Source organism: Pseudomonas danubii (genome assembly GCF_042980055.1).
Classification (GTDB): Bacteria; Pseudomonadota; Gammaproteobacteria; order Pseudomonadales; family Pseudomonadaceae; genus Aquipseudomonas; species Aquipseudomonas danubii.
Window position 1 is genome coordinate 6,460,632 of sequence record NZ_CP116502.1, and the last position, 19,307, is coordinate 6,479,938.

Below are 19,307 nucleotides of genomic sequence, written 5' to 3' on the forward strand. Positions count from 1 at the left end.
GGAGTAATGTCTACCGGGCTTGTTTACCGGGCTTTCCAAGGAAGCGGAATATGCTGCGTCGCCGCATGCTGATCATGCTAGGTGTGGTCCTGTTGGTCGTGCTGTTGCTGGCCGGCTACAAGGCGTTTTCGATCTACAAGATGGTCCAGGTCTACTCGGCCCCCAAGCCGCCCATCAGCGTGGCGGTGATTACCGCCGACGAGCGCCCCTGGCAAAGCCGGCTGCCCAGTGTCGGCAGCCTCAAGGCCCTGCAAGGGGTCAACCTCAGCCTGGAAGTCGCCGGTACGGTCAAGGACCTGCAGTTCGAATCCGGGCAGCAGGTCAAGGCCGGCCAGCCGTTGCTGACCCTGGACAGCGCGGTGGAAAGCGCCCTGCTGGAAACCGCCCAGGCCGACCTCGGCCTGGCCCAGCTGGATTTCGGACGCGGCAGCCAACTGGTGGGCAGCCAGGCGATTTCCAAGGGCGAGTACGACCGACTCTCGGCACAGCTGCAAAAAAACAAGGCCACGGTCAACCAGCTCAAGGCCGCCCTGGCCAAGAAACGCATTCTCGCCCCCTTTGCTGGCACGATCGGCATCCGCCAGGTGGATATCGGCGACTTCCTGGCCAGCGGCACAGTGATCGCCACCCTGCAGGACCTGAGCAGCCTGTACGTGGACTTCTACATCCCGGAACAATCGGTGCCCAAGATCCGCCTGGGCCAGACCGTGGAACTCAGCGTTGCGGCGTTCCCCGGAGAGTCGTTCCCCGGCAGCATCAGCGCCATCAACCCCAAGGTCGAGAACAGCACCCGCAACGTGCTGGTACGCGCCACCCTGGCCAACCCCGGAGGCCGCTTGCTGCCAGGCATGTTCGCCGACCTGCAAGTATTGCTCCCCGATCCGCAGCTCAAGGTCGTGGTGCCGGAAAGCACCCTCACCTACTCCCTCTACGGCAACTCGGTGTATGTGGTAACGCAAAAGAAAGCCGCCGACGGCAGCCTGGAGAAAGACCCCAAGGGCCAGCCGCTGCTGGTCGCCGAGCGGCGCTTCGTCGACACGGGCGAGCATCGCGGCGGCCTGGTGATGATCAACAAGGGCGTGAAAAAGGGCGAACAGGTGGTCAGTGCCGGTCAGATCAAACTGGATAACGGCGCCGACATCAGCATCACTCCGGACAAGCTGCAACCGGAACAGCCGAACAGCCAGCCCCGCGCCGACTGATCAAGGAATCCCCATGGCCTTTACCGATCCGTTCATTCGCCGCCCGGTGCTCGCGACCGTGGTCAGCCTGCTGATTGTGCTGTTGGGGTTCCAGGCCTGGAGCAAGCTGCCCTTGCGCCAGTACCCGCAGATGGAGAACGCCCTGATCACGGTGACCACCGCCTACCCCGGGGCCAATGCCGAAACCATCCAGGGCTATATCACCCAGCCCATGCAGCAGAGCCTGGCTAGCGCCGAAGGCATCGACTACATGACCTCGGTGAGCCGGCAGAACTTCTCGGTGATCTCGATCTACGCCCGGATCGGCTCCAACAGCGACCGCCTGTTCACCGAACTGCTGGCCAAGGCCAACGAGGTCAAGAACAAGCTGCCCCAGCAAGCCGAAGACCCGGTGCTGAGCAAAGAAGCAGCCGACGCCTCGGTGCTGATGTACATCAGCTTCTCCAGCCCGCAACTGAACAACCCACAGATCACCGACTACCTGTCGCGCGTGATCCAGCCCAAGCTGGCGACCCTGCCGGGCATGGCCGAGGCGGAGATCCTCGGTAATCAGGTGTTCGCCATGCGCCTGTGGCTGGACCCGGTGAAGCTGGCGGCCTATGGCCTGGCGGCCAGCGACGTGAGCAATGCCGTGCGCCAATACAACTTTCTGTCCGCCGCCGGCGAGGTCAAGGGCGAGTACGTCGTCACCAGTATCAATGCCAACACCGAACTGAAATCCGCCGAGGCGTTCGCCGCTATCCCGTTGAAAACCGATGGCGACAGCCGGGTCCTGCTCAAGGATGTGGCGCGGGTGGAAATGGGTGCGGAAAACTACAACGCAATCAGTTCCTTCGGCGGCGTCCCCTCGGTCTACATCGGCATCAAGGCCACCCCCGGAGCCAACCCTCTGGACGTGATCAAGGAGGTGCGCAAGCTGCTCCCGGAACTGGAAGCGCAACTACCCCCGACCCTCAAATTAGACATTGCCTACGACGCCACGCTGTTTATCCAAGCCTCCATCGACGAGGTGCTCAAGACCCTGTTCGAGGCAGTATTGATCGTGATTGTGGTGGTGTTCCTGTTTCTTGGCGCCTTGCGTTCGGTGGTGATCCCGGTAGTGACCATTCCACTGTCGATGATCGGCGTGATGTTCTTCATGCAGTTGATGGGCTACTCGATCAACCTGCTGACCTTGCTGGCCATGGTCCTGGCCATTGGCCTGGTGGTGGACGACGCCATCGTGGTGGTGGAGAACATCCATCGGCACATCGAAGAGGGCAAGTCCCCCCTGGACGCGGCCATCGAAGGAGCGCGGGAAATCGCCATGCCGGTGGTATCGATGACCATCACCCTGGCGGCGGTTTACGCCCCCATTGGTTTTCTCCAGGGACTCACCGGGGCCCTGTTCAAGGAGTTCGCCCTGACGCTGGCCGGGGCCGTGGTGATTTCCGGGGTCGTCGCCCTGACCCTGTCACCGATGATGTGTGCACTGTTGCTGCGCCGCGAGGAAAACCCCAGCGGCCTGTCCCATCGCCTGGACCGGATTTTCGACAGCCTGAAGCAGCGCTACCAGCGCCTGCTCCACGGCACCCTTGATACCCGCCCCGTCGTACTGGTGTTCGCACTGATCGTGCTGTGCCTGATTCCCCTGCTGCTCAAGTTCACCAAGGCGGAGCTGGCTCCGGACGAAGACCAGGGCATCATTTTCATGCTGGCCACGGCGCCGCAACCGGCCAACCTGGAGTACCTCAATGCCTACACCGATGAGTTCCTGGCGATCTTCAAGGAGTTCCCCGAGTACTACTCCTCATTCCAGATCAACGGTTTCAACGGAGTGCAGTCAGGGATCGGCGGCTTTCTGCTCAAGCCCTGGGACCAGCGCCAACAGACCCAGATGCAAATCCTGCCTCAGGTCCAGGAGAAACTGGCAGGCATTGCCGGCCTGCAAGTCTTCGGTTTCAACCTGCCAGCCTTGCCCGGCACCGGCGAGGGCCTGCCCTTTGCCTTCGTGATCAACACCCCCAACGATTACGAGTCCCTGTTGGAGGTGGCCAACCGGGTAAAGAAACGTGCCATGGAGTCGGGGAAATTCGCCTTTGTCGACATTGACCTGGCCTTCGACAAGCCCGAGGTAGTGGTCGACATCGATCGGGCCAAGGCGGCGCAGATGGGCGTTACCATGCAGGACCTGGGGGGTACGCTGGCGACCTTGCTCGGCGAGGCGGAAATCAACCGTTTCACCATCGACGGACGCAGCTATAAAGTGATCGCCCAAGTGGAGCGCGCCTATCGGGACAACCCTGACTGGCTGAACAACTACTACGTGAAGAACAGCAAGGGTGAGGCCTTGCCGCTGTCGACCCTGATCAAAGTCAGCGACCGCGCCCGCCCTCGGCAGTTGAACCAGTTCCAGCAACTCAATGCCGCGACCATTTCCGGTGTGCCCGTGGTCAGCATGGGCGAAGCCATCGACACCATGCGCCAGATCGCCACGCAAGAGGCCCCCGCCGGCTATGCGTTCGACTATGCCAGCGCCGCCCGCCAGTACGTCCAGGAAGGCAGCGCGCTCTGGGTCACCTTCGGCCTGGCCCTGGCGATCATTTTCCTGGTACTGGCGGCGCAGTTCGAAAGCTTCCGCGACCCGGTGGTGATTCTGGTGACCGTGCCGCTGTCGATCTGCGGCGCCCTGATCCCGCTGTTTCTCGGCTGGTCGAGCATGAACATCTACACCCAGGTCGGCCTGGTGACGCTGATCGGCCTGATCAGCAAGCATGGGATCCTGATTGTCGAATTCGCCAACCAACTGCGCCGGGACCAGGGACTCAGCGCCCGACAGGCGGTGGAGCAAGCCGCGTCCATTCGCCTGCGCCCAGTGCTGATGACCACAGCGGCGATGGTGTTCGGCATGGTGCCACTGATCCTGGCCAGCGGTGCCGGAGCAGTCAGCCGCTTCGATATCGGCACGGTGATTGCCACAGGCATGTCCATCGGCACCCTGTTCACCCTCTTCGTCCTGCCCTGCATCTACACCCTGCTAGCCAAGCCGGACGCCTGAGCCGGGGACAAACAAAAGGCCTCGCAATGCGAGGCCTTCAGGTGGCAGTTTCAGGTCTTCAACTCTGGGGCTTCAACGCCTGGCTCATGCCGAACATGAACAGCAGCAGTTCATGATCCGGCTTGACCGCCACCGAGCTCTTGGCCCCCCGTGGCAATGGGCAATGTTCACCCTGAGCGGCGCTGAGAACCTGCGTTCGCGGCTGCTCCCAGACAACCATCGCCAAGGAAGCAACTGCCAAGGCTCCTGCCAGGAACAAACCTCGTGCAATTTCTAGCTTCATAGCTATAAACCTTTGATGGGGCTGCCAAACACCGTTCTATAAAGGTAGTAGAGCTTTTGCCAGTCGGTGTCATTCCACGACGAATGGCGGCGCAGTTGCTTAAGGTCGTGGGCCGCCGCCCGGCGGCTGCTCAGGCGCTGGCGGCACTTCTCGAAATCCAGCAATGCAATCCTCACCTGGGCCTGCTCGCCCTCGCCATCTACTCGCACGAAAACATGTTTGGAATACAGGCAGCCATGCTGCCAACGGCCCTTGTGCATGCGCGCCAGGGTCTGCGCCAGTGTCTGCAACACTCGTTCGTGCAACGCTTCGCCGTGGCGTTCACGCTCACCTGCGGCATACCAGTTGTCGATTTCCACGAAGCCGTCGAGCGCAGCGGTCACCAGTAGGGCCTGCCACTGGTGCTCGGGGCCGCGCCGGGCGCCGCAGAACACCAGTTCCGGCACCTCTATATCCAGCGAACGCAAGCTTTGCAGGGCATCCCGCTCACGCAGGACAGTCGGACGGCCAAAAGGATGCAGAAAACTGCGATGAATATGCCCGATCTGCCGCTTGGCATAGAGCAAACGACCGCCGCTGATCAGGCGCTGCACGCCGCTCTCACCGCCTCGACGCTTATTGGGTTGCTCGACCCATTCACCTTGTTGGTCCCAGAAGTATTCGAAGCAATCTGTGGGCACGGCATCCATTTCCGAAGCACATTCAACAGCCATCCTCTTACCTCTTGCGTAATACGTAGACTCGCCACATGGCGTAGAGCGGAAAGAAGTCCAGATGCTCCTGGACACGAAAACCGGCTTGCCTGAACTCTTCTTCGACCGTAGCCGCCGGTAACACGAAACGATTCTGGTAACCCTCCTGCCCACCTTCGGACAGCCGCTTGCGCTCCATACGCTTGCGCTTCCAGGCCTTGAAATTGCCATCGACCCATAGCGAGATAATCACGCTGTCACGGGTAACCCGCTGAAACTCCCGTAGCAGCGCCATCCGATGCTCGACCTCGCCGATGTGGTGCAGCAACCGCATGGAAAAAATGCAGTCCACAGCGTTGTCCGGTAAATCGATGGCAAACGCAGACGTCTGCAAGGCTCGTACCCGTTTCACCACGTCGGCCGGTTGCGCCACCGTAGCGGTGCTGAGCATAGCCGCTGAATTGTCAGCGCCAACAATGACTCGATTGGCCTTTTCGGTCAGCAGCGGCCAGAAACGGCCCGCGCCACACGGCAGGTCCAGCACCAGGCCCGGCTCTCCCGCCAGGGCCAGCGCAGCGCGAGCCAATTGTTCATCACGCTTGTGGGACAACTGTCGTGCCAGTCCTTGCTGGTGCTTGAGCAGGTATTGCTGCGCATGTTGGGCATCGTACTTGTCGGAAAATTCCAGCTTGATCGGTGTCGCCATCATCAAAGTCTCCTGCAACTGATGGCGCCACCTTAGGCAGCGACGTGTCAGCGACAGGTCATCCCCTTGTGAAAACTTCGTACCGTCCAACGATGAAATATTTCAGAGTTTTACAGGCAGCAGGCAATGGCCTGGGGCCACTTCAGAAGAAAAATCGACAAGCGAGTGGCCCTGCAAAACAGGGCCTGGCAAGAGTATTCAAGCCTTGGAAGGGGGGAGCTGAACGTGAAAACGACAGCCATTGGGGGTCATGGTACTGAGAGCGACGCTCCAGCCCTGGTTCTCGCAGATGCGCTGGACCAGGGACAGGCCCAGCCCCAGGCCCTCACCGCGTTTTTCATCGCCACGGACAAAGGGCTGGAACATCGCCTCGCGTTTTTCCTCGGGAATGCCCACGCCGCTGTCCTCGACGACAAATCCATCCGCCACCAGGCTCAAGCGAATGAATCCCTGTTCGGTGTAGTGCAAGGCATTGCGCAACAGGTTGCCCATCACCGCATGCAGGAAGGTGGCGTTGTAGCGAGTTTCACCCGGTTGCCCCGGCTCGAAGATCAGCTCGATACCCTTGGCTTCGATGAATTCGCGCCACACCCCGATCAGGTCCTTGGCAGCCTGGGTCAACGTCAGTTGCGGCGACATGCTGGCATCTTCTCGCTGGGCCCGGGCCAGCATCAGGAACGTCTGCACCAGCTCACGCATTTCGTCGCAGGCCCGGGCAATACGTTCGACCTGGGATCGTCCACGGGGATCAAGCCCAGGGTTTTCCAGGAGCAGCTCGCAGGACGTAGCCAGGACCATCAGCGGCGTTCGCAGTTCATGGCTGACGTCACTGGTGAACAGGCGCTCACGGCTCAAAGCTTGGCGCAGACGTCCCAGCGTCGCATCGAAGGCGATCGCCAACTCGCCCACCTCATCCGCCGCATAATCCGGCGCCAGGGGCGGGGCCAGGCCCAGCAATTGATCGCGGTGACGGACCTGGCGAGCCAGACGAACCACCGGTGCCATCACCCTACGCGCCAAGACCCAACCCAGGAACACCGCCAGCGCCAGGCTGAGGACAAAGCCCACCAGCACCACCGCGAACAGCACCCGCTCGCGCTCTTCGAAATCACTCTGATCCTGCAGCAGCACATAACGCCGGCCATCCACCACTTCAACCATGGCGTGATAGGACAGCTGCTCGCGAAACACTTCATGGAAGCCTGGGTCCAGATGCCTCAGGTCCTTGGGCAACTCGAAGTCGCCGCGCCCGCCACTGTAGTAGAACAGCTGGTCGGGCTCGGGGCGGTGATTCCAGTCGGCAACGTTATCCATCAGCAACAGGCGTTGCAGATCGCCGCCAAGGCCGGCGGAGATGAGTTTCTCCTCCACCAGATGCACGGTCGCCACGATGCCCATGGCGAAAGCCCCCGCCACCAGTGCGCTCATCAAGGCAAAGGCGATGATGATGCGCTGGGCAAGGCTCTGCTTAAACTCCATCACGACCCTCGGCCAACCGGTAGCCGACACCGTGCACGGTGTGCAGCAACGGCTTGGCGAACGGCTTGTCGATCACCTGGCGCAGTTGGTGGACATGGCTGCGCAGGCTGTCACTGTCCGGACAGTCATCGCCCCACAGGGCCTCTTCGAGGATTTCCCGGCGCAACACATGGGGGCTCTTCTGCATCAACACTGCCAGCAGCTTGAGGCCCACCGGGTTGAGCTTGAGCAGACGCCCTTCGCGGGTGACTTCCAGGGTATCGAGGTCATAGCTGAGGTCACCGACCTGCAGCGCTCGACGACCACCGCCCTGGGTACGGCGCATCACCGCCTCGATCCTCGCGGCCAGTTCGGACAGGGCAAATGGCTTGAGCAGATAGTCGTCGGCCCCGGACTTGAAGCCCTGAAGCCGGTCATCCAACTGGTCGCGGGCCGTGAGCATGATCACTGGGGTATCGCGCCGGGCATCTTCGCGCAGGCGCTTGCACAGGGTGTAGCCGTCGATCCCTGGCAGCATGATGTCGAGCACGATCAGGTCGTAATGCTCGGTGGCAGCCAGGTGCAACCCCGACAGACCATCCTGGGCGCAGTCCACGGTATAGCCCTTGAGTCCCAAGTAATCCGCCAGGTTGGCGAGAATATCGCGGTTGTCTTCGACCAGTAGAATTCGCATCGGCACTCTCTCCGCACACAGTTAGGGCCGTCTTGGCTCGCGCAGCTTAAGGCCAAGTCCGACTCGCCGCCAGCCTTGTCTGACCGCTCCTGGGGCACTTTTCACCCCTTCAATGGCTTAACAAATTTTTCACCGCTGGCTCACAACCTGACTACAGGGGCAAGCCCAGACTGCCGACCGTTTGCCGACAAGAAACAGACCGGAACAGCCACTTCCTGGCTTGCCCGCCGAGCAGAATGAGCCAATGCGTTTCATTGGCCAGAACTCAATGGATGTTCGCCGGGCAAGCGCTGTTGGGTTGTTGAACCTGAACGACGAATCGAGCGTCCTGGAACTGTTGCAAGACACCCCACGGCCACTGCGGTCCTGGTGGGCAACCACCAACACCTGGGACTGTTCGACGGCAAGGGCCTGGCCATTCTCAGTCCATGCCAAAGGCGGCACCGACAGGCGCCCCTCAATTTCAGGCACAAAAAAGCCCCGCCGGTTTTCACCGGCGGGGCTTTTTCAGTACGGGGGTAAGGCTGGCTTACATCATGCCGCCCATGCCACCCATGCCGCCCATGTCTGGCATGCCGCCAGCTGCAGGCTTGTCTTCCACGATTTCAGCAACAGCGGCTTCGGTGGTCAGAATCAGACCGCCGATGGACGATGCAGCTTGCAGCGCGGAACGGGTCACCTTGGTTGGGTCCAGGATGCCCATTTCGATCATGTCGCCGTATTCGCTGGTGGCAGCGTTGTAACCGAAGTTACCAGCGCCCTGCTTGACCTTGTCCACCACCACGCTTGGCTCGTCGCCGGAGTTGGCAACGATCTGACGCAGTGGGGCTTCGATCGCGCGACGCAGAACAGCGATACCCACGTCCTGATCGGCGTTGTCGCCTTTGAGGTCCTTGATGCCTTGCAGAGCACGGATCAGGGCTACGCCACCGCCAGGTACCACGCCTTCTTCAACGGCTGCACGGGTCGCGTGCAGGGCGTCTTCAACGCGGGCTTTCTTCTCTTTCATTTCAACTTCGGAGCCAGCGCCAACCTTGATCACTGCAACGCCGCCGGACAGCTTGGCCAGACGCTCTTGCAGTTTTTCACGGTCGTAGTCGGACGAAGTGTCGGCCACTTGTTGACGGATCTGAGTCACACGAGCCTGGATGTCCGCTTCAACGCCAGCACCGTCGATGATGGTGGTGTTTTCTTTGGACAGGATCACGCGCTTGGCGTTACCCAGGTGCTCCAGAGTGGTGCTTTCCAGGCTCAGGCCGATCTCTTCGGAGATCACGGTACCGCCGGTCAGAACGGCGATGTCCTGCAGCATGGCCTTGCGACGGTCGCCGAAGCCCGGTGCCTTGACGGCAGCGACTTTGACGATGCCACGCATGTTGTTCACAACCAGAGTCGCCAGGGCTTCGCCTTCAACGTCTTCAGCCACGATCAGCAGTGGGCGGCCGGCTTTGGCAACGGCTTCCAGCACTGGCAGCATTTCGCGAATGTTGGAGATCTTCTTGTCCACCAGCAGGATCAGCGGGCCGTCGAGTTCGGCGACCATGGTGTCCGGCTTGTTGATGAAGTAAGGGGACAGGTAGCCACGGTCGAACTGCATGCCTTCTACAACCGACAGTTCGTTTTCCAGGCCCGAGCCTTCTTCAACGGTGATCACGCCTTCTTTACCGACTTTTTCCATGGCTTCGGCAATGATGTCGCCGATGGAGTTGTCGGAGTTGGCGGAGATGGTGCCGACCTGAGCGATGGCTTTGGAGTCAGCGCATGGCTTGGACAGACCTTTCAGCTCTTTGACGATGGCGATGGTGGCCTTGTCGATACCGCGTTTCAGGTCCATCGGGTTCATGCCGGCAGCGACGGCTTTCAGGCCTTCGTTGACAATCGACTGAGCCAGAACGGTGGCGGTGGTGGTGCCGTCGCCAGCGTCATCGTTGGCACGGGAGGCAACGTCTTTGACCAGCTGCGCGCCCATGTTTTCGAAGCGATCTTTCAGCTCGATTTCTTTGGCTACGGAAACGCCGTCCTTGGTGATGGTCGGAGCGCCGAAGCTCTTCTCGATGATCACGTTACGGCCTTTCGGGCCCAGGGTCGCTTTTACTGCGTCAGCCAGAACGTTGACACCAGTGAGCATTTTCTTGCGGGCGGAATCGCCGAATTTAACTTCTTTAGCAGCCATGATCGATATTCCTTAAATACTGTGTAGTAGCGGGGAAATACGTGGGAAATCAGCCTTCGATAACGGCGAGAATCTCGTTCTCAGCCATTACCAGCAGATCTTCGCCATCGACTTTCACGGTGTTGCTGCCGGAGTACGGGCCAAACACCACTTTGTCACCCACTTTCACGGCCAGCGCACGTACTTCACCGTTGTCCAGCACACGGCCGGTACCTACAGCGACGATTTCGCCACGGTTAGGTTTTTCAGCAGCCGAACCAGGCAGAACGATGCCGCCAGCAGTTTTCGATTCTTCTTCGCTGCGACGGATGACGACGCGGTCATGCAGAGGACGAAGCTTCATTGTCGATCTCTCCTAATTGTGGTTTTCAACGGCCGGTGTCGATACCGGCGGGTTAGCAAATCCGGCTTTGCCGGGTGCGGCTCGACGAGCGAGCCGCGGAAGTCTGTCTGGTGTCAGCACCAGAAACCTTGCGGTGACCGTTACATAAGGGCGCATAAGGTTATTACAAGGGCTGGCTGATGAAATTTTTTACATCACCCGGGTTAAAACGAACACGGCACCCGAAGGTGCCGTGTGTTTGAGGCCAGTTATCAAGAATCTCGGTGCTCGAACTCACCTTCAATGACATTGGGCTCACGGCCCAACGGCTGTTGCGGCGCCGGGCCGCCACGGGCCGCACGCATGTCATCGGCGAAGGCACGTTGGCGCAGGGCCTGCTCCTCGGCGCGCTGGCGCATCTTATTGGCCAGCAAGCGACGACTGATCGGCAACAGCATCAGCAGACCGAACACATCACTGATGAAACCCGGCAGGATCAACAGGCCGCCACCCAGGGCCAGCATCAGCCCTTCGAGCATTTGCTGGGCCGGCAGCTCGCCGCGATTGAGACTTTCACGAGCACGCAGTGCCGTGGCCAGACCGGCCACGCGCAACACCAGCACACCGAGCATCGAACCGAGAATGATCAGCAGCAGTGCCGGGAAAAACCCGATGGCCGCGCTGACCTTGACGAAGACGAACAGCTCCAGCACCGGGAACAGTAAAAAGAGCAACAGAAAAGGGCGCATCAAATGGTTTCCTCTGCGGAAGAATGCCTTCCAGTAGACCGTAAATGACGTCGCCAATTCGTGAATTCAAGCACCCGGTGCCGGATTTTTCGGCCATTGATCGGCGTGGGCCAGAAAAACCAGGGCTTCGCGCACTTGTGTCGGCGTGTTGCAAAGGCTTGGAAAGGGCAGCCAGTAAAGAGCCTGGCCAATGCGCAGGTGCATGCCTTCACTGTCGATTCCGGCCAGTTGCGCGGGCTCGCTGTGCGGCAGTCCGGCCAACTCCACATAGTGGGCAATAGCTTTGGCGTGGTCGCTGTTCATATGTTCCACCATGCTCAGCTCAGCCTTGCCGGCGAACGGGTTGGCCAGGGCCACTTGATCCACCCAGTGAATGGCGCCGAAACCGCCGATATAGCGGTGACGCACGGGCTTGAGCACCCAGAAATCGAAGTCATGGGCCTTATGGTAGTTCTGGGATTCCGGGAAATAGCGGTAGTAGCGCTCGGCGGCGGCCTCGATGGCGTCCTGGTCCTCAAGCTTCTCGGCTTCGGCCAGGTAGGTCAGGCGCCCCACTGCTTGCACGTCGTCGGCATCGCGCTCGCCCACCAGCAGCGAACACTTGGAATCCTTCTGCAGATTGTGGGTGTGCTGGGCAATGCGGCTGATAAGAATCAGCGGTCGCCCCTCGGCATCCAGGCAATAAGGCACTACGGACCCAAAGGGAAAACCCGGCATGGCCTTGGAGTGCGTCGACAACACGCCGCGGTATTCCTTGAGCAGCAATTCTCGTGCATTCTTGGCAGCTTCAACGCTCACTTTATGACTCCTTCTTTAGAATCCGTCGAAAACGGACGGGCGCCTGGAGCATTGTTCCAGCTACGCCAACGGGGCAATTCTCTTCTGCAGCCAGGCCAGGTCCGGCAGCCAGCCGAGGTTCCCCCAAAAGGACCACCCCTCAAGACCTGCTAGCGGGACATGCGAATGCAACTCACTGACAAAGTAATCATTATCACCGGCGGTTGCCAAGGTCTGGGCCGCTCCATGGCCGAGTATTTCGCCGCCAAGGGCGCACGGCTGGCCCTGGTGGACCTGAACCAGGAAAAACTCGACCAGGCGGTCGCGGCCTGCAAGGCCCACGGCGTAGAAGCCCGAGCCTATCTGTGCAACGTCGCCAATGAAGAACAGGTCAACCACATGGTGGCCCAGGTCGCCGAGGACTTCGGTGCCATCCACGGCCTGATCAACAATGCCGGGATCCTGCGCGACGGCCTGCTGGTCAAGGTCAAGGACGGCGAGATGACCAAGATGAGCCTGGCCCAGTGGCAGGCAGTGATCGACGTCAACCTGACCGGTGTCTTCCTCTGCACCCGTGAGGTGGCGGCGAAAATGATCGAGCTGAACAACAGCGGCGCGATCATCAACATCTCGTCAATCTCGCGCGCAGGCAATATCGGCCAGACCAACTATTCCGCGGCCAAGGCCGGCGTAGCGGCAGCTACCGTGACCTGGGCCAAGGAACTGGCGCGCTATGGCATCCGCGTGGCCGGCATTGCCCCGGGCTTTATCGAAACCGAGATGACCCTGGGCATGAAGCCTGAGGCCCTGGAGAAGATGACTTCCGGCATTCCGCTCAAGCGCATGGGCAAACCGGAAGAGATCGCCCATTCAGCGGCGTACATCTTCGAGAACGACTACTACACCGGACGCATCCTGGAAATGGACGGCGGCCTGCGAGTCTGAGCCCCCAAGAAAAAGCCCGGTGTTTGCACATCGGGCTTTTTCTTGCGGGGTGCCGGCACCTAGAAGTACGGCGAATCAGTCATCGCTGACAGTGATGCTGGGCATCGCCGGAGCGCTGGCTTCCTGCAAGACGATGCGCGCGCCGACATGCCGCGCCAGTTCCTGATAGACCATGGCGATCTGGCTTTCCGGCTCGGCGATCACCGTCGGCTTGCCACCATCGGCCTGTTCGCGGATCAGCATCGACAACGGCAACGAAGCCAGCAGTTCAACATCGTATTGACTGGCCAGCTTCTCGCCACCGCCTTCGCCAAACAGATGCTCGGCATGGCCACAGTTCGAGCAGATGTGCACCGCCATGTTCTCCACCACGCCCAGCACCGGGATGTTGACCTTGCGGAACATCTCGACGCCCTTGCGCGCATCCAGCAACGCCAGGTCCTGCGGCGTGGTGACGATCACCGCACCGGCCACCGGGACTTTCTGCGCCAGGGTCAGTTGGATATCGCCAGTGCCCGGCGGCATGTCGATCACCAGGTAATCGAGATTGCCCCAGTCGGTCTGGGTCACCAGTTGCAGCAAGGCGCCGGAGACCATCGGGCCGCGCCAGACCATCGGCGTGTTGTCGTCGGTAAGGAAGGCCATGGACATGACCTCGACCCCATGGGACTCGATGGGCACGAACCACTTCTGGTCCTTGATCTTCGGCCGGGTGCCTTCGGCAATGCCAAACATGATGCCCTGGCTCGGACCATAGATATCAGCGTCGAGAATCCCCACCTTGGCGCCTTCCCGGGCCAGGGCCAGGGCCAGGTTGGCCGCAGTGGTGGACTTGCCCACGCCGCCCTTGCCGGACGCCACCGCCACCACATTCTTGACGTTGGCCAGGCCCGGAATCTGCGCCTGGGCCTTGTGCGCGGCGATCACGCTGGTGATCTCGACCTTGGCCGAGCTCACGCCGTCCAGGCCCTCGATGGCCAGTTGCAGCATCTGCGCCCAGCCGCTCTTGAACAGGCCGGCGGCATAACCCAGTTCCATGCGGACCGTGACCCGGTCGCCCTGGACGTCGATGTCGCGCACGCAGCCGGCGCTGACCGGGTCCTGGTTCAGGTAAGGGTCGGTGTATTGGCGAAGGACGGCTTCCACCGCTGCGCGATTGACGGCGCTCATGGGCAACTCCGATAACAAGACTGGAAAATCAGGCGGCTATCCTACGCCGCCGACTCCTTCGTGGCGAGAAAGCTTGCTGTGCACAATGTGCCCGGAAGGGTGAAAAATCCGCGCTGGCGCTTTATAGTGGCCGACCTCCGTTTCATCAAGTAGCCGAGCCCCATGTCCGAGCCACGCAAGATCCTCGTCACCAGCGCCCTGCCCTATGCCAATGGTTCCATTCACCTTGGCCACATGCTTGAGTACATCCAGACCGACATGTGGGTGCGCTTCCAGAAGCATCGCGGCAACCAATGCATCTATGTTTGCGCCGACGACGCACACGGCTCGGCCATCATGCTGCGCGCGGAAAAGGAAGGCATCACCCCGGAACAACTGATCGCCAACGTCCAGGCCGAACACAGCGCCGACTTTGCCGACTTCCTGGTGGACTTCGACAACTTCCACTCGACCCACGCCGAAGAAAACCGTGAGCTGTCGAGCCAGATCTACCTCAAGCTGCGGGACGCCGGGCACATCGCCACGCGCTCCATCACGCAGTATTTCGACCCGGAAAAGAAAATGTTCCTGGCCGACCGCTTCATCAAGGGCACCTGCCCGAAGTGCGGCACTGAGGACCAGTACGGCGACAACTGCGAAAAATGCGGCGCCACCTATGCCCCGACCGACCTGAAAGATCCAAAGTCGGCGATCTCCGGCGCCACCCCGGTGCTCAAGGATTCCCAGCACTTCTTCTTCAAGCTGCCGGACTTCCAGCAGATGCTGCAAAGCTGGACCCGCAGCGGCACCCTGCAAGACGCCGTGGCCAACAAGATCGCCGAGTGGCTGGATGCCGGCCTGCAGCAGTGGGACATCTCCCGCGACGCGCCGTACTTCGGCTTCGAGATCCCGGACGAGCCGGGCAAGTACTTCTACGTGTGGCTGGACGCGCCAATCGGCTACATGGCCAGCTTCAAGAACCTCTGCGCCCGTCGTCCGGAGCTGGATTTCGACGCGTTCTGGGGCAAGGACTCCACCGCCGAGCTGTACCACTTCATCGGCAAGGACATCGTCAACTTCCACGCCCTGTTCTGGCCCGCCATGCTCGAAGGCGCCGGCTACCGCAAGCCGAGCGGCATCAACGTCCACGGCTACCTGACGGTCAATGGCCAGAAGATGTCCAAGTCCCGGGGCACCTTCATCAAGGCCCGCACCTACCTGGAGCACCTGTCGCCGGAATACCTGCGCTACTACTACGCCTCCAAGCTGGGCCGTGGTGTCGACGATCTGGACCTGAACCTCGAAGACTTCGTACAGAAGGTCAACTCCGACCTGGTGGGCAAGGTGGTGAACATCGCCAGCCGTTGCGCCGGCTTCATCCACAAGGGCAATGCCGGGCTGATGGTCGACAGCAATGCCGCTCCCGAGCTGACCGAGGCCTTCCTGGCGGCCGCGCCAAGCATCGCCGACGCCTATGAAGCCCGCGACTTTGCCCGTGCCATGCGCGAGATCATGGCCCTGGCCGACCGCGCCAACGCCTGGATCGCCGACAAGGCCCCATGGTCGCTGAACAAGCAGGAAGGCAAGCAAGCCGAGGTGCAGGCCATCTGCGCCACCGGTATCAACCTGTTCCGCCAGCTGGTGATTTTCCTCAAGCCGGTGCTACCGCTGCTGGCCGCCGATGCCGAGGCGTTCCTCAACGTTGCACCGCTGACCTGGAACGATCACCTGCACCTGCTGGCCAACCATCAACTCAACGAATTCAAGCCGCTGATGACGCGGATCGACCCGGTAAAAGTACAAGCCATGACCGACGCCTCGAAAGAAGACCTGACCGCCAGCCAGACCGACACCGGCGCAGCCGCGCCAGCAGGCAACGGCGAACTGGCCAAGGATCCGCTGTCGCCGGAAATCGACTTCGACACCTTCGCCGCCATCGACCTGCGCGTCGCCTTGATCGTCAAGGCCGAAGCCGTGGAAGGTGCCGACAAGCTGCTGCGCCTGACCCTGGATATCGGTGATGAGCAGCGCAACGTGTTCTCCGGAATCAAGAGTGCCTACCCGGATCCGTCCAAGCTCGATGGTCGCCTGACCATGATGATCGCCAACCTCAAGCCGCGAAAAATGAAATTCGGCATCTCCGAGGGCATGGTGATGGCCGCCGGCCCTGGCGGTGAAGAGATCTACCTGCTGAGCCCGGACAGCGGCGCCAAGCCGGGCCAGCGGATCAAGTAAGGCTGCAGGCTGGACCCCGTCCCCCCGTTGTGCCCGGCGCAACGGGGGGATTTGCATATCTGGCGGCCCTGCGCCCGCGCCGGAGTTTGCCTACTCTTGAGAGACCGCCTGCCCGTACCGGCCCAACCATGACCCACTTCCTCCTCGCCCTTGTCAGCACTGCCCTGATCAACAACTTCGTGTTGCAGTGGCCGCTGGGCGTCGATCCACTGCTGCAGGCCCCAACCGATAGCGCTCGGCAGCGGATTCACGCGCTGGGCCTGGCGACCACGGTCCTGATGCTGGTCAGTTGCGTGCTCGGCCATGTCCTTTATCGTGGCGCGCTGCTGCCTTGGGGGCTGGAATCCTTGCAGTTGTTTCTCTGGCTGCCCCTGAGCGTGCTGCTGATCAAACCGCTGTTGCAGTTGCTATCCCGGGCCTTGCCCAATGTTCCATTCGACGGCCTTTGGCCGCTGCTGCTGGGCAATGCCAGTGCGCTCGGCCTGCTGCTGATCGCCACTGGGGAAAACCTCGGGCTCGCGACCCTCAGCGCCATGAGCCTGGGGGCCGGACTGGGCTTCTGGCTGGTACTGAGCCTGTTCAGCGATCTGCGCCAGCGTATCTCCAACAACGATATTCCCCTGCCCTGGCGCGGCCTGCCGATCGACCTGATCAGCGCCGGCCTGCTGGCAGTAGCGTTTTTCGGCTTCAACGGACTGATCAAAACATGAGTCTGATTCAACGCATCGATGCCCTCCTGCCCCAGACCCAGTGCGGCAAGTGCGGCCACCCCGGATGCAAACCCTACGCCCAGGGCATCGCCAACGGCGAGGCCATCAACAAGTGTCCACCCGGCGGCGAGGAAACCATCGCCGGCCTGGCGCAACTCCTGCAGTTACCGGTGCTGGAGCTGGATCGCAGCCGCGGCGAAGCTCCGGCCCAGATCGCTTATATTCGCGAGGCCGAATGCATCGGCTGCACCAAATGCATCCAGGCCTGTCCAGTGGACGCCATCGTCGGCGCGGCCAAATTGATGCATACCGTGCTTGTGGACGAGTGCACCGGCTGCGACCTGTGCGTGGCGCCCTGTCCGGTGGACTGTATCGATATGCTGCCGCTGCACGAGAGCAAGGTGGTACCGATCGTCGGCGGCCTGGCCACCAGCCCCGAGCAGCTGCAAGCCCGCAGCAGCAAGCGCGAGCAGGCGCGACGACGCTTCGAACAACGCAACGAACGCTTGCAACGGGAAGACGCCCGGCGCCTGGCCGAGCGCCAGGCCCGCGCACAACGAGCCGCGCAAAACACTGACGACAGCCAGAACCCGGTGCAGGCCGCCATCGAACGAGTCCGTGCGCAGAAGGCCGCGGCGGCCGATGCAGCACTGAAGAAAGCCAAGATCGAGCTGGCCATGAGCCGGGCCCAGTTGCACAAGTCGCTCAAGGCTTTCGGCCATCCACCGACCTTCGAGCAGCAAATGCAATTGATCGTCCTGCAGCGTCAGTTCGAAACCGCCGAGCAGGCCTTGGCCCAGCTGGAGTCCCAGGCGCCACCTGCTCCGCCGCCAGTGGGCAAGGATGCTGATCTCAAGCGCGCGAAGATCCAGTTGGCGACGCGCCGCGCCGAACTGAAGAAAGCTCAGGCGGCTGAAGCGTCCAGTGCTGAACTGGAAACCCTGAGCGCAGCCCTGGCGGCGGCCGAACAGGCCCTGCATGCCGCCGAGGACGCCAGTGCGAAACCGGCGCCGACACTGACTCGTATCGAAAAACGCCCGATCGATCCACAGCTGCGGCAACTGAAAACCGAACTGGCCTACGCCCGCGCCGATCTGAACAAACTACAGCGCCAGCCCGACACCCGAGCAGAACAGCTGGCCCAGGCTCAGGCACGCTTGTACGAGGCCGAGCGCCAGGTGAAGGCCCATGCTGATAGCTGACGGCGTCGACCAGCGCCTGCGCCAGGCCATGCAGCGAGTGCTGCTGGCCACGCTGCCGGGCCTGTTGGTGATGCTGTGGCTGTACGGATGGGGCGTGCTGCTCAATCTGCTGCTGACCGTCAGCGGCGCCCTGGCCATGGAAGCCCTGGTCCTGTACCTCAGAAGACGCCCGCTGCCGCCCAACCTAGGCGATGGCAGTGCCTTGGTCAGCGCCACGCTACTGGCCCTGGCCTTGCCAGCTTACTGCCCCTGGTGGCTGCCGCTGAGCGCGGCCGCCGCCGCCATTGTCCTGGGCAAGCACTTGTACGGCGGTGTGGGCCAGAACCCGTTCAATCCGGCCATGCTCGGCTACGCCCTGGCCTTGTTGTGTTTTCCCCAGTCGATGACCCATTGGCCTGCGCCCCACGCCATGGACCTGCTCGGTGGCCTGCAACAGGTATTCGGTGTCGCGGACGGCCTGCATGCGGACGCCTGGGCTCAAGCCACGGCACTGGACAGCCTGCGGATCAACAAGAGCCTGACCCTCGACGAACTCTTTGCCGGCAACCCCGCCTTCGGGCACTTCGGCGGCCGTGGCGCCGAATGGATCAGCCTGGGATTTCTTGCCGGGGGGCTGTTTCTGCTGCAGCAGCGGGTCATCAGTTGGCAGGCGCCCGTGGGCATGCTGGGCAGCCTCTTTGTCATCAGCCTGCTGTGCTGGAACGGCTCGGGCTCCGACTCCCATGGCTCACCGCTGTTTCACCTGCTCAGCGGCGCCAGCATGCTGGGCGCATTCTTTATCGTCACCGAACCGGTATCCGGCCCCAAGGCAGCGAAAGCCAGGCTGCTGTTCGGCGTCGGCGTCGGCCTGCTGACCTACCTGATCCGCACCTGGGGCGGCTACCCCGACGGCGTTGCCTTCGCCGTACTACTGATGAATCTGGCGGTACCGGGGCTGGAACGCCTGTGCCTCTCGGAACAGGAGAAAGCTTGA

At 61.5% G+C, this 19,307-nt stretch carries 17 protein-coding genes; 7 read left to right on the forward strand and 10 right to left on the reverse strand.

Annotation, left to right across the window (positions count from 1 at the left end):
* The first annotated feature begins 50 nt into the window (after positions 1-50).
* Both PFZ56_RS29055 and PFZ56_RS29060 read left to right on the forward strand, forming a co-directional pair.
* Positions 51-1,202 (forward strand): efflux RND transporter periplasmic adaptor subunit, encoded by a 1,152-nt coding sequence (locus PFZ56_RS29055; protein ID WP_102880732.1) that lies wholly within the window; start codon positions 51-53, stop codon positions 1,200-1,202.
* A 13-nt stretch (positions 1,203-1,215) separates the two neighbouring features.
* On the forward strand, positions 1,216-4,239 hold the full coding sequence (locus PFZ56_RS29060; protein WP_170001648.1) for a multidrug efflux RND transporter permease subunit: 3,024 nt from the start codon (positions 1,216-1,218) through the stop codon (positions 4,237-4,239).
* Positions 4,240-4,297: 58 nt separating this feature from the next.
* Here PFZ56_RS29060 and PFZ56_RS29065 read toward each other — a convergent pair whose 3' ends face one another.
* From PFZ56_RS29065 to PFZ56_RS29105, 9 genes are all read right to left on the reverse strand, one after another.
* On the reverse strand, positions 4,298-4,522 hold the full coding sequence (locus PFZ56_RS29065) for a hypothetical protein (RefSeq protein WP_102880734.1): 225 nt from the start codon (positions 4,520-4,522) through the stop codon (positions 4,298-4,300).
* A gap of 2 nt (positions 4,523-4,524) precedes the next feature.
* Entirely contained in the window at positions 4,525-5,235 is a 711-nt protein-coding gene (locus PFZ56_RS29070; protein ID WP_170001646.1) for a lipopolysaccharide kinase InaA family protein, read from the reverse strand.
* Between the two features lie 4 nt (positions 5,236-5,239).
* Positions 5,240-5,920 (reverse strand): class I SAM-dependent methyltransferase, encoded by a 681-nt coding sequence (locus tag PFZ56_RS29075; protein WP_102860994.1) that lies wholly within the window; start codon positions 5,918-5,920, stop codon positions 5,240-5,242.
* Positions 5,921-6,118: 198 nt separating this feature from the next.
* Positions 6,119-7,399 carry a HAMP domain-containing sensor histidine kinase gene (locus PFZ56_RS29080; RefSeq protein WP_170001644.1) on the reverse strand — a complete coding sequence of 427 codons (1,281 nt, stop codon included), beginning with the start codon at positions 7,397-7,399 and terminating at the stop codon, positions 6,119-6,121.
* Positions 7,389-8,072 (reverse strand): two-component system response regulator ColR, encoded by a 684-nt coding sequence (colR, locus tag PFZ56_RS29085; protein ID WP_047305857.1) that lies wholly within the window; start codon positions 8,070-8,072, stop codon positions 7,389-7,391. Before colR ends, PFZ56_RS29080 begins: the two co-directional genes overlap by 11 nt.
* 529 nt (positions 8,073-8,601) lie before the next feature.
* Positions 8,602-10,245: a chaperonin GroEL gene (gene groL, locus PFZ56_RS29090; protein ID WP_047288866.1), complete on the reverse strand. Its 1,644-nt coding sequence runs from the start codon at positions 10,243-10,245 to the stop codon at positions 8,602-8,604.
* Between the two features lie 49 nt (positions 10,246-10,294).
* Positions 10,295-10,588 (reverse strand): co-chaperone GroES, encoded by a 294-nt coding sequence (locus PFZ56_RS29095; RefSeq protein WP_011063093.1) that lies wholly within the window; start codon positions 10,586-10,588, stop codon positions 10,295-10,297.
* A 251-nt stretch (positions 10,589-10,839) separates the two neighbouring features.
* Positions 10,840-11,316 carry an FxsA family protein gene (locus tag PFZ56_RS29100; RefSeq protein WP_011063094.1) on the reverse strand — a complete coding sequence of 159 codons (477 nt, stop codon included), beginning with the start codon at positions 11,314-11,316 and terminating at the stop codon, positions 10,840-10,842.
* Between the two features lie 66 nt (positions 11,317-11,382).
* A complete protein-coding gene (locus PFZ56_RS29105) occupies positions 11,383-12,114 on the reverse strand; it encodes a HugZ family protein (RefSeq protein WP_102860495.1) in 732 nt (243 codons plus the stop codon).
* 165 nt (positions 12,115-12,279) lie between these two features.
* Here PFZ56_RS29105 and PFZ56_RS29110 point away from each other — a divergent pair, with 165 nt between their 5' ends.
* Entirely contained in the window at positions 12,280-13,038 is a 759-nt protein-coding gene (locus PFZ56_RS29110; protein ID WP_102860494.1) for an SDR family oxidoreductase, read from the forward strand.
* Between the two features lie 75 nt (positions 13,039-13,113).
* Here PFZ56_RS29110 and apbC read toward each other — a convergent pair whose 3' ends face one another.
* Positions 13,114-14,208 carry an iron-sulfur cluster carrier protein ApbC gene (gene apbC / locus PFZ56_RS29115; RefSeq protein ID WP_102880738.1) on the reverse strand — a complete coding sequence of 365 codons (1,095 nt, stop codon included), beginning with the start codon at positions 14,206-14,208 and terminating at the stop codon, positions 13,114-13,116.
* Positions 14,209-14,370: 162 nt separating this feature from the next.
* Here apbC and metG point away from each other — a divergent pair, with 162 nt between their 5' ends.
* From metG to PFZ56_RS29135, 4 genes are all read left to right on the forward strand, one after another.
* Entirely contained in the window at positions 14,371-16,422 is a 2,052-nt protein-coding gene (gene metG / locus PFZ56_RS29120; RefSeq protein ID WP_115580784.1) for a methionine--tRNA ligase, read from the forward strand.
* Between the two features lie 128 nt (positions 16,423-16,550).
* On the forward strand, positions 16,551-17,132 hold the full coding sequence (locus PFZ56_RS29125) for an Rnf-Nqr domain containing protein (RefSeq protein ID WP_102880740.1): 582 nt from the start codon (positions 16,551-16,553) through the stop codon (positions 17,130-17,132).
* A complete protein-coding gene (gene rsxB / locus PFZ56_RS29130) occupies positions 17,129-18,334 on the forward strand; it encodes an electron transport complex subunit RsxB (RefSeq protein WP_170001642.1) in 1,206 nt (401 codons plus the stop codon). Before PFZ56_RS29125 ends, rsxB begins: the two co-directional genes overlap by 4 nt.
* Positions 18,321-19,307 carry an RnfABCDGE type electron transport complex subunit D gene (locus PFZ56_RS29135; protein WP_102880742.1) on the forward strand — a complete coding sequence of 329 codons (987 nt, stop codon included), beginning with the start codon at positions 18,321-18,323 and terminating at the stop codon, positions 19,305-19,307. The genes rsxB and PFZ56_RS29135 overlap by 14 nt, the downstream gene beginning before the upstream one ends.